A 14,731-nucleotide genomic window follows, 5' to 3' on the forward strand; every position below is an offset into this window, starting at 1 on the left:
TGCAAGAAAGTTTAAATCAAGCAAAAGTTTTTGAGATGGGTACAGTAGTGCCCGCTAACAATATAACTGAAGATGATTTTACCGTCGTTTCTTTAAATGGTAAGGAAAATGAAAAGATAGATACACCTAAATATTCGTACTGGGGATCAGTGGCAAAAAAATTTTTATTTAGTAAGATAACGATTTTTATGCTCATTTTAATGCTAGTTATTTTACTGATGTCGTTTATACAACCATTTTTTAGCGGCTACAGCCTGTCCAATGTTGGAAATATTAATGATTTCAAAGCTCGTTATAATTGGCCAAGTGCGAAATACTGGTTTGGTACTGATGCGAATGGCAATTCATTATTTGATGCAATCTGGGCTGGTGCGCGTACTTCAATTTCAATTGGCGTCATAGCCTCATTAATTACCGAAATTATTGGTGTAATTATCGGATCAATTTGGGGTGTTTCAAAAAAAGTTGACCGTATTATGCTTGAAATTTACAACGTAATTTCAAATGTTCCATCACTCTTAATAATTATCGTTTTATCTTATTCTTTTGGTAATGGATTTTGGAATTTGATTTTTGCAATGACCTGTACTTCTTGGATTGGAACTGCATATTTTATGCGTGTTCAAGTAATGATTATGCGTGAACGAGAATATAATGTTGCTTCAAAAACATTAGGTACACCAATGCGGAGAATTATCATTAGAAATATTTTACCCTATTTGACATCGGTTATTGTTACAGATATTTCTATGGCATTACCATCATTTATTTCATATGAGGTATTCTTATCATTCTTAGGAGTAGGATTAAGTCAGAATGTACCATCGCTTGGGCGTTTGATCTCACAATATTCACCTTACATGACAACCTATCCTTACTTGTTCTGGCTACCAGTACTTGTATTGGCACTGATTACAATTTCGCTATATATAATCGGACAGCGTTTAGCTGATGCATCTGATCCAAGAACACACATGTAAGAGTTACGTTATATTAATGGAGGATAACTATGATGAATGATGAAAATATTCTTGAAGTAAAGAATCTAAATGTCAGTTTTCGAGTTCGTGGTAGCGAGATTGAAGCAATTCACGATATTTCTTTAAACTTAAAAAAACATGAAACACTAGCGATTGTAGGTGAGTCTGGTTCAGGTAAATCAGTTTTAACAAAAGCTTTTACAGGAATGCTTGAACAAAATGGTCGTATTTCTCATGGAACCATTGATTATAAAGGAACTCGACTTAGTGATTTAAGGGTAAATAAACAGTGGGATAAAATTCGTGGAAAAGAAATTGCTACTATTTTTCAAGATCCAATGACTTCGTTAGACCCAATTCATACAATTGGATCACAAATCTCAGAAGTAGTCGTTAAACACCAGAAAAAAACGAAGAAAGAAGCTAAGAAAATTGCAATTGATTTAATGGAAAAAACTGGTATTCCAAATGCGGTAAAACGTTATAATGAATATCCCTTTGAATATTCAGGAGGAATGCGTCAAAGAATTGTCATTGCAATTGCGCTAGCCTGCCGACCTGAAGTATTGATTTGTGATGAACCCACAACCGCATTGGATGTTACGATTCAAGCACAGATATTAGATTTAATCAAAGAACTTCAGGAAGAATACAAGTTTACAATTATTTTTATCACGCATGACTTGGGAGTGGTTGCATCAATTGCTGATCGAATTGCGGTAATGTACTCTGGAAGAATCATTGAAATTGGTACTTGCGAGGAGATATTCTATGATTCACGGCATCCATATACATGGAATCTGTTATCATCACTTCCTCAGCTGGCAAGAAAAGGCGAGGAATTAAAATCTATTCCTGGTACACCACCTTCTTTGTATAAAAAAATAGTTGGAGATGCTTTTGCTCCAAGAAATCAGTATGCTATGTCTGTTGACTTTAAGGCTGAACCACCAATGTTTAAAGTTACAGATACTCATTATGCTAAGACATGGTTATTAGATAAACGGGCGCCAAAAATTCAAAAACCTGAAGTAATTCAAAATCTTCATCAACACATGCTTGAAATGACAGCAGAAAATTAATAAATAGAGGAGATTGAAAAAATGAACAATAGCGATAGGGAAACTCTTCTTTCTATTAAGGATTTAGAGATTACATTTGGAAGTGGTAATTCAAAATTTGTGGCAGTTCAGGATGTTAATTTTGATATATTCAAGGGAGAAATATTTTCACTTGTTGGAGAGTCAGGCTCAGGTAAAACGACAATCGGACGGGCTGTTTTAGGAATAAATCCAACTAGTAATGGCCAAATTATTTTTGAGGGTAAGCAAATCAATGGTAAAATTTCAAGTAAAGAAAAATTTGAAACAGAACGAAAAATTCAGATGATTTTTCAAGATCCATCAGCCTCTTTAAATGAACGTGCAACTATTGATTATATAATTTCTGAGGGACTATATAATTATAAATTATTTAAAAGTGAAGAGGAAAGAGTAAACAAAGTCAAAGAAATGCTTGAAGCTGTGGGGTTACTTCCTGAACAATTATACAGATACCCTCATGAGTTTTCAGGTGGTCAAAGGCAACGTATTGGAATTGCTCGAGCCTTGATTATGAATCCTGATCTAGTGGTTGCTGATGAGCCAATATCTGCTTTGGATATGTCAATTCGTGCACAAGTGCTGAATTTGTTAAAAAAGTTCCAGCGAGAACAAGGCATCACTTTTTTGTTTGTTGCACATGATTTATCAGTTGTGCGCTATATTTCGGACAGAATTGCTGTTATTCGGGCTGGAAGAATATTAGAATTAGCGGAAACTGAAGAATTATTTAAGAACCCAATTCATCCTTACACCAAGTCTTTACTGTCTGCTATCCCAATTCCAGATCCAAGAATTGCAAAGAGTCGTAAAAACATTGTGTATGATCCAAGCATTCACGACTATTCGACTAAAAAACCTAAGTTTATAGAAATAAAACCTGGACATTTTGTCTATTGCAATGAAACAGAAGCTGAGGAATATAAAAGAGATTTAAAGTAACTACCTTAGTAAAGACACATTATAAAATTAGTTAATACGTGATTGATGAAGGAACTGGACAGAAATTTAATTTTTTTGTTTAGTTCTTTTTGGGTTGAACATAAATAATTATATTTTTTAGAAAGTAGTGATGCGTATGCATAACGAATTATTCAAAACAGATTTGGGAAACTATAAAATTTCGGTGCGTACAGGAAAAACTTTGATAGTCTTTTTGAGTGGTGCAAGTGGCTTTGATACATTTGATAACTAATCACAAGACTTCCTAAGAATGTTGGTATTTTAGCAATTGACTATCTAAATTCAGGATTGAGTTCATTAACAAAAAAAGTTTATGTACTTGAAGAAGATATTACAAATTTAGCAGCAATTATTGAGAAGCAGACTGCAAAAAAAGTGATTATTGTTGCACATAGTATGGGTGGAATATTGGCATTACCAATTGCTAATAGGATTAAGAACTTCAGCGGATTTATTGGAATTGAACCAACAACAAGAGAAATTTTTTTTAATCCGCCTCAGGGAAAAGGCTATGTTGAACAAGCAAAGAAATTTAAGAATATGACTGAAGAACAATTAATTACTAACATGCAAAGGCAAACTAAAAAGAATTTCTCAAAGGAACAAAATAAATTATTATGGAAACATTATTATCAAGATGATCAAAGAGATTCAGAAAGTAAAAGCGCTCAGCAGCAAGAAGAATTGATACAATCCGTTTCTAAATATGAAAAAATAAGATTCTCACAAGAGATTCCAGTGACTATTTTCACTCAAAAATTCAGAAAAGCAGAATATGAACGTTCAGAATATACAACGGATAAGACTAAGATAATTTGTGTGGGTAACAATCATTATTTGTTTTGGGATTTTCCCGAACAAGTTGCTGCCGAGATTATCAAATTGATTTAAAAATAATTCTAACTAGTAATTCTTAGTCTAACTCTTAGTCTTATTTCATTTTTTCATGTCAGAGTTAGTAGTATAATTGTAACCATAAATACAAAGGAAGTGCAGTTGGCAATGGCAAAAAGAATACATGGTTCATGTACAACAATTTTAGTTGGAAAGAAAGCATCAATTGATGGGTCAACAATTATTTCGAGAAATGATGATGGTCATGAAGCACTTGATCCACAACGTTTTGTAGTTGTAACATCAGGTGAACAACCACGAGATTATGAATCCGTAATTAGTAAAGTAAGTATCAAATTACCAGATAATCCGTTGAGTTACACTTCTATTCCAAATGCAATTTTGACAAATGGTACTTGGCCAACGGCTGGAATTAATAGTGAAAATATTGCAATGTCAGCTACCGAAACAATTACAACTAATCCGCGTGTTTTGGGAGCAGATCCATTCGTTCCTGGTGGAATAGGTGAGGAAGACCTAGTAACGTTAGTGTTGCCTTATATTCATAGCGCCCGTCAAGGTGTTAGACGACTCGGTGAGTTACTTGAAGAATATGGTACTTATGAACCTAATGGAATAGCCTTTTCAGATAAAGATGAGATTTGGTGGTTAGAAACAATTGGTGGACATCATTGGGCAGCCAAAAGAATCCCTGATGATTCATATGTTGTTGCACCTAATCGGATGAACATTGATGAATTTGATTTTAATTCAGAAGATACGATGTCATCGGCTGATTTGGAAGAAATGATCAATAAATATCATTTGAATCCAGATTTTGATAAAGTTAACTTGCGTCATATCTTCGGCAGCTCATCAATCAAAGATACAGTTTATAATAATCCGCGAACGTGGTATGGACAACGTTTCTTTAATCCAGATAATACAAGTGATCCAATGGATCAGGAACAACCTTTTATCTGTCATGCAAATCGTAAAATTTCAATTGAAGATGTCAAGTATGTTTTAAGTTCACATTTTGAGAATACAAAATATGATGTCTATGGTTCAGGAACAGAGACAGAAAAAACACTGTTTAGACCTATTGGCATCAACAGAAACCATAATGTGCATATTTTACAAATTAGAAATGATGTTCCTTCTGAATTAGCGGGAATACATTGGCTGGCCTTTGGAGCAAATACTTTTAATACAGTTGTCCCATTTTATGCGATGGTCACTGATACTCCAGCAAGTTTTAAAGATGCGGATGGAACGTTTAATCTCAATAATATGTATTGGCTGAGTTGCACGACTGCGCTCTTAGGGGATACTGATTATGATTTTTACGTTGATATGCGCAATAGTTATGAATTAGAAGCTATGAGTATTTATCGTAAAATCCAAAACGATACAGATAAATATTTTAATGGTAAGAAAGATGAAACTGTAAAATACCTTGAAAATGCTAACCAAAAGCTTGCAGATGAAGCTTTAAGATTGCAAACCAAGTTATTGGGAGAAATGGTGATAGCTGGTTCTGAAAAAATGAAGTTAAGATATAATTTAAATGACTAATTGCATATGGCAATTTACAAACAGCAACGTGCTTGCAAAATTAAAAACATCTTACTAATTAATTTGCATAATGCAATACACAGTAAAAGAAGGATGGAGATTTGAGTAAACCTGTTCTAATTGTACTTCGTGGAAATTCAGGATGTGGAAAAACCTACTTGGCAAAGAAAATTCAAAATTATTATGGAACAAAGAATAGTTTTCTGATTCAGCAGGATATTATTCGAAGGAATATTTTGCATGCAGATGATCATGTGGGTAACCCCTCAATCAAATTAATGGCAAAAATGCTTGAGTTTGGAAGGCAAAACTACCATATAACAATACTTGAAGGAATTTTGAGGAAAGATGTTTATTCAGAGATGCTCATGAAGGCAATTAATGAATTCGATGGAAATGTTTTGTTTTTCTATCTAGATATTTCTTTTGAACAAACCGTCAAAAATAATAGCAAAAAAAAAGTTTCATTTACACCTGAACAGTTAAGAAGCTGGTGGCGAGAAAAGGACTATTTTAGCAAGCATGACATCATAGTGAGGAAAAATCATAATGATGATACTGACCAAATAATTTTAAAAAAGGTTGCTAAATTAATGATTGACAATGGTTATTAAGTAAAATTGTAAAAAAATGCTATGATACTTTCAAAATTAAGTGAAAGTTGGGAAAAAATGAAGCGGGCCGATATAACTTTAGATGAGATTTATAACCTAATACTAAATACTGCGACGAGAGAGTGGGAAAGAAAACAACTGCTCAAGTGTAAATTAGAGATTGAAAATGGAACAGACAAGGAACAGGCATTGGGAGAACTTGAATATCGTTTGAGACCACTTGCAGTACGCAATAATTTAACACCCGATATAGCTGATTTTTATGCAAAACTTTCTGGGGAAAAACAAGATATTGAATCTTTTGATTTAACAAAGCATTTTGAAGATGATGGACCAGATATTGAGCGTGCGATTTTTGCTGGAGGCTGTTTTTGGTGTATGGTCGAACCATTCGAAACTAGACCTGGCATCATCGCGGTCATTTCCGGATACACCGGCGGTCAGAGTGAGAATCCAACCTATGATGAGGTTAGCAGGGGAACTTCTGGACATGTCGAGGCAGTTGAAATCATCTACGAAAACAAAGTAATTAGTTATCAAGTGCTAGTAGAATTATATTGGCAGTTGATTGATCCTACTGATGATAGTGGTCAGATTAACGATCGTGGTGCTAATTATCAACCAATAATCTTTGTTAGAGATGAAGAACAAAAGAAAATCGCAAATGCTTCGAAAGAAAAGCTTAAACAATCAAGAAAATTTACTAAACCAATTGTAGTACCAATTCGAAAAGTAGAAAAATTTTGGCCAGCGGAGAACTACCATCAAGATTTTTATAAAAAGAATCGAGTACGCTATCGAAGAATTGAGAATTCGCGTAAGCAGTATTTAGCGTATCTAAAACTTAAAGGGTGGTTAAAACGAAAATTTAACAAAAAGTAATCCTTTTGGAAAGGAAGCAAATAACTTGATCACTTATTCAAATAATAAGGAAATAACTGCAAAACAACTGGCAACGTTATTTGCTAACTCAGGAATACATCGACCAATTGAAGATTTACCTAGGTTGGAAAAAATGATTAGAAATGCTTCCGTAATCTGGACTGCTTGGGATAATAAGCAGGAGTTAGTTGGAGTTGCAAGGGCCATCACAGATTTTAGCTATGCTTGTTACCTCTCAGATTTAGCAGTTGATAAAAAGTATCAAAGACAAGGAATTGGTAAGCGTTTGGTTGAGGAATTGGCTAAACAAATCGGGCCAGATGTTTCTTTAGTATTATTAGCTGCTGAATCAGCGACGAATTATTATCCAAAGTTGCAATTTGAGAACGTCGATAATGCTTTTCTAAAACGGAGAAGGGCCTTTTAATAGATTCTTGAAGGACGTGATATTTGTGACAAAGCAATGGTTTGAGGACCGAATAGGATCAGCTCTTGACGGAACTAATCCCATGGTAATGGCCGAATTAGAGGGTGGAATAGCCGTTTTTGGAGATACACAATTTCTTGAAGGATACTCAGTATTGCTACCAAAGAAAGAGGTTAATTCGCTCAATGATCTAAATTTGACTGAACGTACACTTTTTTTAAGGGATATGAGCATTCTAGGCGACGCCGTAATGCAGGCAACAGATGCTGTCAGAATTAACTATGATATTTTAGGAAATACTGACAACTTTTTGCATGCACATGTTTTTCCGAGATATAAAGAAGAAGAGCCTGAAAAATTAAGAAAACCTGTATGGTTATATAGTGCAAATCATTGGAGTGATAAAAAATATTTGTATGATTCTAAAAAGCATGCAATGGTTAGAAATAAAATAACAATGTTTTTGAAGGAATTTGAAATTGAATAAGATAAAAAAAACACCGACGAAATTGTCAGTGTTTTTTTAATTGATTATTATTTAATAGGTTTCCATTCCCAGTTTTCAACTTCAGGCAAGTCGACACCTTCGTCACGAATGAATTGATGATGTTTAGCAATAATACTGTCCATTTTAGCAACAAGTTGACCATATTTTTCAGCATCTGGTAAGCTTAACACAGCTGATTTCGCAAGGTCAAAGCGATCCATTTGATTAAGAACACGCATATCAAACGGTGTCGTAATATCTCCATTTTCACGATAGCCGTGAACAAAAAGATTACGATTGTGACGGTCAAAGAATAGATCACGGATGAGTCCTTCATAGCCATGGAAAGCAAAGATTACAGGGCGATCTTGAGTAAAGTACGCATCAAATTCTGAGTCACTTAGTCCACGTGGATCTAGTTTTTGACTGCGTAGTTTTAACAGGTCAACTACATTGATGAAACGAATTTTTAATTCAGGAATTGCTTCGTGCAAAATCGAGATAGCTGCAAGACTTTCCAAATTTGGTTCAGTTCCAGCTGCAGCTATTACTAAATCAGGTTCGGCATTATCGTCGGTTGAGGCCCAATCAATAATTTTAAGACCATTATCAACTAATTCTTTTGCCTCAGCCGCAGAGTAGAACTGTTGCCGTGGGTGCTTTGAAGAAACAATCAAATTTATTTTTTCACGGTCATTCAATACGTGAGCCATCACAGCTAATAAACTATTAGCATCAGCCGGCAAATATTCACGAATAAATTCTGGTTTCTTATCAGCCAAATGCCCTAAAATACCAGGATCCTGATGAGTATATCCATTGTGATCCTGCTGGAACACTGTTGAAGTTGCAATAACATTCAGTGATGGAATCTCACTGCGCCAAGTTTGTTCTTTGGCTTTGCGCAACCATTTGAAATGTTGCGCAAGCATAGAGTCAACGACACGTAAGAATGCCTCATAGCTGACAAACAGACCATGTCTTCCTGTCAATGCATAACCTTCCAACCAGCCTTCATCTTGATGTTCTGACAATTGTGAATCGATCACACGACCCTCAGGGGCCAAGAATTGGTCAAAAGGTTCATTGATGTTTTCAAGCCACTGACGATTTGTAGCTTCAAAAACTGGTGAAAGGCGATTCGACATTGTTTCATCAGGTCCAAAAATTCTGAAGTTTTGATTTTTTGCGTTTAGTTTGATTACATCACGCAAGTATTTGCCAAGCACGGTCATATCCTGTGCAATCTCTTGTCCTTGCTTTCCAGTATCAATTGCGTAATCGCGAAAGTCGGGTAGAATCAAGTCCTTGATCAAGCTGCCAGGATTTGTATGAGGATTCGCTCCCATACGTTGATTTCCTTTTGGAGCAATTGTTGCAATTGCTTCTTTTAACTTGCCGTTCTTGTCGAATAGTTCTTCTGGACGATAGCTTTTAAGCCATTCAACTAATTTATCTGCATGCTGCATATCATTTTGATCCACAGGAATTGGAATTTGGTGAGCACGGAATGATTTTTCAATTGGTTCGCCATCCCACTCTTTAGGACCCGTCCATCCCTTCGGTGCTCGGAAAATAATCATCGGCCAACTTGGAAGGGTAGTATCATTATTATCACGTGCATTTTTTTGAATTGTATGAATACTTTCAATTGCTTTATCAAAAGCCTCTGCCATGGCAGGATGCAATTTCTTCGGATCGTCACCTTCAACCAGAATTGGATCCCATCCCATTCCGTGGAAATATTCTTGCAGTTGTTCATTAGTTTGACGCGAAAGAATTGTTGGATTTGAAATCTTGAATCCATTCAAGTCAAGAATAGGCAAAACTGCACCATCATTAATGGGATTAATAAACTTATTTGATTGCCAAGATGTGGCAAGTGGACCAGTTTCAGCCTCACCATCACCAACAACAGTGGCAACTATCAAGTCAGGATTATCAAAAATCGCACCCACAGAGTGAGATAATGAATAACCTAGTTCGCCACCTTCATGGATTGATCCTGGAGTTTCTGGTGCGGCATGTGATGCGACTCCACCAGGGAATGAAAATTGCTTGAACAGTTTCTTCATTCCAGCAGTATCTTGTGTGATATTTGGATAAATTTCTGTATAGCTGCCATCCAAATAGGAATTTGAGACCATGACCTGACCACCATGGCCAGGACCTTCAACGTAAAACATATTTAAATCGTATTTATTGATGACACGATTTAAGTGGGCATAGATAAAGTTTTGCCCAGCGATTGTACCCCAATGTCCAATAGGCTTTACTTTTACATCATCAGCGGTTAACGGACGATCGAGTAAAGGGTTGTTTTTTAAATACAGCTGTCCAACAGATACGTAGTTAGCTGCACGCCAAAAGGCATCAACCAATTTCAAATATTCGGGTGATGAGTAATCTTGAGTCATTATATAATTACCTCCCTGAGAATGAGTTTAATCTTCTTGTTCATACTCTTATGATAACGTAAAGTGGGCTAAAGTCAACTTAATTGTACATTGGTACGCTCCAATACAAATAAAAATATAATTTATTTTTTTATATAACTTATATTGACAAGACACCCCACACAAGACATAATATATTTTTATAAAGGGTGTCTTTACACCTAATCGTTAATAGGGGAGATTTAAAAATGTTGAAAAAAGGAAATGAAACAAATAAATTGCTATTTACTACTGGAATGGCGTGGTTGTTTGATGCAATGGATGTCGGAATGCTTTCGTTCATCATAGCAGCACTAAAATCAGAATGGAATTTGAATGAAACACAAATGGGGTGGATTGGAAGTGTTAGTTCCATTGGAATGGCCATTGGAGCAATTCTTTTCGGTATATTAGCTGATTATTTTGGAAGAAAAGATATTTTAATTATCACACTATTGTTGTTTTCTATAGCTACAGGTTTTTCTGCATTTACAACCAGTTATGCTCTTTTTTTGATACTACGTTTTTTTGTTGGAGCAGGACTTGGAGGAGAACTTCCTGTTGCTTCAACCTTGGTTTCTGAAAGTGTACCAGTTAAATCTAGAGGGAAAATTGTTGTCTTATTAGAAAGTTTTTGGGCTGGTGGCTGGATTATTGCGGCAGTTATTTCATATTTTGTTATTCCTTCCTGGGGCTGGAGAGTTGCATTATTAATCTCTGCATTACCTGTATTTTATGCGTTGTATCTTAGATATGGTCTAAAGGAAAATAGTATTGCTCAGAATAAAAGAATAGCAAAACAGTCATCTTTAAAAGAAAATTTACTTAATTTATGGAGTTCTCAATATTATAAGACAACAATTATGCTTTGGACTGTATGGTTTATGGTTGTGTTTTCTTATTATGGAATGTTTTTATGGTTGCCTAGTGTAGTTATATTGAAAGGATATGGGTTGATGCATAGTTTTGGGTACACATTAATTATGACATTAGCTCAGTTACCAGGATACTTTGCTGCGGCTTGGCTCATTGAAAAATGGGGGCGTAAATGGGTTTTAACGATTTTTCTGACTGGTACAGCAATTAGTGCATTAGGATTTGGGAGTGCCTCAACTTTATTTTCACTATTATTTTTTGGAATTCTATTGTCCTTTTTTAATCTTGGAGCTTGGGGGGCGTTGTATGCGTACTCTCCCGAACAATACCCCACTACTATGCGTGCCTCTGGCACAGGAATTGCGGCAGGAATAGGAAGATTGGGTGGAATTTTGGGGCCGTTAATGGTTGGTAAAATGATAACTAAACAATATTCATTTACGTTTATTTTTATTATCTTTTGTGTAGCGATAATGTTAGCAGTTTTAGTAATTATAATATTAGGTAAGGAGACAAAAAATACTAAGTTAGAGTAAAGTGATTTATTTTATAATTTTTGATATAAATAGCTAATAAATGTTAGCAATTGCGAACATAGCGCGTACTTTGACATGAGTAGTAATTCGAGGTTAGACGGAATAAATAGAGGGGATCGGTTAAAATTCAACTTTTGGCCGATCCCCTTATTTAAGTAGAGATAATAAGTTTCCCATTGCTATTATGCCGTTTTCAATGATTCATAAAGGGAACAATATTATAATTAATTCATGGTTAACAGATAATGCAGCAATTTCAATTTTTTTGCCAATTGTACTTTGTAAAAAATCCAAATCAAGTAGATGGGCTATCGTGTCATGATAGATGAAATCGTGTTAAAGCAGAAGTGGTTATAATAATGTTTTTCTTTCAAGTTCTGTATTCCCATTGTAGTGTATCATTAGGGATGTTTTAATTAATAATTATCATTGCAATAATTGACTTTTTCAATGATAATTGGACAAAAATAATTTTTTTAGAGAGGTTTGGGATAATGATCACTACTGTATTTATAGACAGAGATGGAACTGTTGGTGGAGATGGCCATTTCCAGTCTATCGAAGACTTTCGACCTTATGATGGTTTTACGGAAGCAATCGAATCATTAAAGCAGGAAAATATTGCTGTTTACTGTTTAACAAATCAAACGCATATTAATTTTGGTGATTTAGATTATCACGAGTTTGAAAAATCAATGTTAAAAATTGGGTTTAACGATGTTTTTGTTTGTCCCCATACTAAATTTGAGAATTGTAAATGCCACAAACCAAAACGAGGATTGATTGAACAAGCTCATAAAAAATATGATTTTCTCAATGAATCATCTGTAATTATTGGGGACAGCTACAAGTCTGATATGGTACTCGCTGATACTGAGAAAATTCTGGGTCTTCATGTTGCAACAGGTAGGGTTGAATCTGAGAATGACTATCGGTTTAACAATGTAGTTGAAACTAACGATGTAATTTCGGCATGTGCTTGGATATTGAAAAATAGGAAAGTTTAATACTGATTTTAAAGGTAGTAGCGTCAATACCTTAATAATTTTATGGACAAGTAGGTTGGTTGAAAGCGTAACTGCAGGAATTTTGAAAATAAAAATTTTATCAATGATAGATTGAATATAAAAATAATGATGCTGACAGTCGTTCTTTTTAATGAATTTTCATCTATAGATAAAAGCACCTTATCCTCTTGAATACACTTCTTGTCCTTAATCCAAACAATTACCACTTCCCGCCTGTTATATTTCTAATAAGCAAAAATAGGAGTGTGAATATGATGAAAATGATTACAAATAGTTTGACTAAAAAATATGGTCAAAAAACTGCAGTTAATAACCTTAGTATTGAAATTCCTGCACATTCACTTGTTGCATTTTTAGGGCATAATGGTGCAGGTAAGTCAACGACAATCTCAATGTTGATTGGAATCTCGAAACCGACTTCAGGAAAAATTGAGTATTTTGATGATAGTGGGCAAAGAAAGAAGCCTAAGATTGGTGTTGTTTTTCAAAATAGTGTTCTTGATGAAAAATTAACGGTTAATGAAAATTTAATTTTGCGTGCGAAAATGCAGGGTATGGAATCAGTTAAAAATATTGCAAAGTTTAGCAAATTACTTGGACTAACAAACTTCAGCAATGAACGCTATGGTAACTTATCGGGCGGTCAAAGAAGAAGAGTGGATATTGCTCGAGCATTACTAAATAATCCAGATTTTTTATTTTTAGATGAACCTACTACAGGGTTAGATATTCAGACCAGATCTGCAATCTGGCAATTACTGAGTGACTTACGAGAAAAAAAGGGTCTAACAATTTTTTTGACAACTCATTATTTGGAAGAAGCCAGAGATGCTAGTCTGGTTTATATAGTTGACCATGGCAAGGTAATTGCCAAAGGCTCAGCACAGTCGATTATTACTGAAAACACGGCAAATTATCTGGAAATTGAAACTAATGAAAAGTTAATATTACCTGCAGACTTTCAAGAGTTAGGTTCAAACTTGTATCGCAAGAGCGACATTTCTGTACAAGATGCGATTTCGTTCTTACATGTAAACCAAAAAGCAATCACTCATTTTGAGTATCATAGGGGCACAATTGATGATGCATTTATGAATTTAACTGGAAAGGAGTTGCAATAAAATGTTGCCACTTATTCAAAGAAATCTAAAACTATTTTTTCGTAATCGCGCCGGAGTTTTTTTCTCACTTTTAGGTGCATTAATCTCATTTGTATTGTTTATTATATTTTTAAAAGCAAATATGCTTGACTCATGGAAACAATTGCAGCATCCCGCAAGAATGCTCGATCTTTGGGTGATCGGGGGAACACTTGCTGTGACAGGTATTACAACGACCTTGAGTGCATTATCAAGAATGGCATCAGATTCAGAACGCCATGTGTACGAAGATCTGATTTTAACAGGTTTAAGTCGTCTGAAAATTCAAATTAGTTATATTGTGTCAGCAACAATCATTGGAACAGCACTCCAAGTGGTACTCTACTTAATAATGATTTTTTATTTCAACAAAGTTGATGGAATTCAAATTCAATGGTCAATCAGTTTGCAGTTATTTATTGTTGCGATCTTGTCTTCATTTTCAGCGGCGTTGCTTAACTTTGTGTTAGTCTTTTTCATGAATAGCGTTGATACCGTTGGAAAATTTTCATCAATCGTTGGTGCAATGTCTGGATTTCTAGTGGGAACATATATTCCAGTGGGTGTATTGCCGGAATTCGCGCAAAATCTTGTAAAATTAACTCCTGGTGCTTATGTAGCATCAATCTATCGGCAGCTGTTAATGCATGATATACTGAAAAATATTAATACAAATGTCTTAGACGACTTGAAGAAAAAGCTAGGTGTTGGAATTACTTTGAATGGACATCTAACAACGCTTGGTCAGAACATGGCAATAGTTGTTTGTGTTACACTAGCACTGTTGTTAGTAGTTGTTATTATTAACATCCGTTATCAAAGAAAACAAAAGGTCAGTATGGAGTGAATTTA

The 14,731-nt window shown here is 34.9% G+C and carries 14 protein-coding genes; 13 read left to right on the forward strand and 1 reads right to left on the reverse strand.

The genetic code is table 11. The features are described 5' to 3' along the window. Nucleotides 1–35 precede the first annotated feature (35 nt). From oppC to GSM_RS02935, 9 genes are all read left to right on the forward strand, one after another. On the forward strand, nucleotides 36–980 hold the full coding sequence (gene oppC / locus GSM_RS02890) for an oligopeptide ABC transporter permease OppC (protein WP_040538191.1): 945 nt from the start codon (nucleotides 36–38) through the stop codon (nucleotides 978–980). Nucleotides 981–1,012: 32 nt separating this feature from the next. Further along, complete coding sequence (locus GSM_RS02895; RefSeq protein ID WP_010077784.1) at nucleotides 1,013–2,062, forward strand: ABC transporter ATP-binding protein; 1,050 nt, start codon at nucleotides 1,013–1,015, stop codon at nucleotides 2,060–2,062. A 21-nt stretch (nucleotides 2,063–2,083) separates the two neighbouring features. Continuing rightward, nucleotides 2,084–3,022, forward strand: a complete 939-nt coding sequence (locus GSM_RS02900) for an ATP-binding cassette domain-containing protein (protein WP_010077785.1) — start codon at nucleotides 2,084–2,086, stop codon at nucleotides 3,020–3,022. 309 nt (nucleotides 3,023–3,331) lie between these two features. Then, nucleotides 3,332–3,934: a serine aminopeptidase domain-containing protein gene (locus GSM_RS02910; RefSeq protein ID WP_010077786.1), complete on the forward strand. Its 603-nt coding sequence runs from the start codon at nucleotides 3,332–3,334 to the stop codon at nucleotides 3,932–3,934. A gap of 111 nt (nucleotides 3,935–4,045) precedes the next feature. Further along, entirely contained in the window at nucleotides 4,046–5,455 is a 1,410-nt protein-coding gene (locus tag GSM_RS02915; protein WP_010077787.1) for a C69 family dipeptidase, read from the forward strand. Nucleotides 5,456–5,556: 101 nt separating this feature from the next. After that, on the forward strand, nucleotides 5,557–6,069 hold the full coding sequence (locus GSM_RS02920) for a zeta toxin family protein (RefSeq protein WP_003689598.1): 513 nt from the start codon (nucleotides 5,557–5,559) through the stop codon (nucleotides 6,067–6,069). 57 nt (nucleotides 6,070–6,126) lie between these two features. Further along, complete coding sequence (msrA, locus tag GSM_RS02925; RefSeq protein ID WP_003689597.1) at nucleotides 6,127–6,951, forward strand: peptide-methionine (S)-S-oxide reductase MsrA; 825 nt, start codon at nucleotides 6,127–6,129, stop codon at nucleotides 6,949–6,951. A 25-nt stretch (nucleotides 6,952–6,976) separates the two neighbouring features. Then, complete coding sequence (locus GSM_RS02930) at nucleotides 6,977–7,378, forward strand: GNAT family N-acetyltransferase (protein WP_003689596.1); 402 nt, start codon at nucleotides 6,977–6,979, stop codon at nucleotides 7,376–7,378. 82 nt (nucleotides 7,379–7,460) lie between these two features. Further along, entirely contained in the window at nucleotides 7,461–7,865 is a 405-nt protein-coding gene (locus tag GSM_RS02935; protein ID WP_187323308.1) for an HIT family protein, read from the forward strand. Between the two features lie 47 nt (nucleotides 7,866–7,912). Here GSM_RS02935 and GSM_RS02940 read toward each other — a convergent pair whose 3' ends face one another. Continuing rightward, entirely contained in the window at nucleotides 7,913–10,282 is a 2,370-nt protein-coding gene (locus GSM_RS02940; protein ID WP_003689594.1) for a phosphoketolase family protein, read from the reverse strand. A 227-nt stretch (nucleotides 10,283–10,509) separates the two neighbouring features. Here GSM_RS02940 and GSM_RS02945 point away from each other — a divergent pair, with 227 nt between their 5' ends. The 4 genes from GSM_RS02945 to GSM_RS02960 all read left to right on the forward strand — a co-directional run bounded on the left by GSM_RS02945 (nucleotide 10,510) and on the right by GSM_RS02960 (nucleotide 14,726). Beyond that, complete coding sequence (locus tag GSM_RS02945; RefSeq protein ID WP_003689593.1) at nucleotides 10,510–11,712, forward strand: MFS transporter; 1,203 nt, start codon at nucleotides 10,510–10,512, stop codon at nucleotides 11,710–11,712. A gap of 494 nt (nucleotides 11,713–12,206) precedes the next feature. Further along, nucleotides 12,207–12,719, forward strand: a complete 513-nt coding sequence (locus GSM_RS02950; protein ID WP_003689591.1) for an HAD-IIIA family hydrolase — start codon at nucleotides 12,207–12,209, stop codon at nucleotides 12,717–12,719. Nucleotides 12,720–12,994: 275 nt separating this feature from the next. After that, complete coding sequence (locus tag GSM_RS02955) at nucleotides 12,995–13,861, forward strand: ABC transporter ATP-binding protein (protein ID WP_003689590.1); 867 nt, start codon at nucleotides 12,995–12,997, stop codon at nucleotides 13,859–13,861. 1 nt (nucleotide 13,862) lies between these two features. Further along, complete coding sequence (locus tag GSM_RS02960; RefSeq protein WP_003689589.1) at nucleotides 13,863–14,726, forward strand: ABC transporter permease; 864 nt, start codon at nucleotides 13,863–13,865, stop codon at nucleotides 14,724–14,726. The last annotated feature ends 5 nt before the right edge of the window (nucleotides 14,727–14,731 follow it).

Origin of the sequence: Liquorilactobacillus mali KCTC 3596 = DSM 20444 (genome assembly GCF_000260415.1) — a bacterium.
In the GTDB taxonomy this organism is placed as follows: Bacteria; Bacillota; Bacilli; order Lactobacillales; family Lactobacillaceae; genus Liquorilactobacillus; species Liquorilactobacillus mali.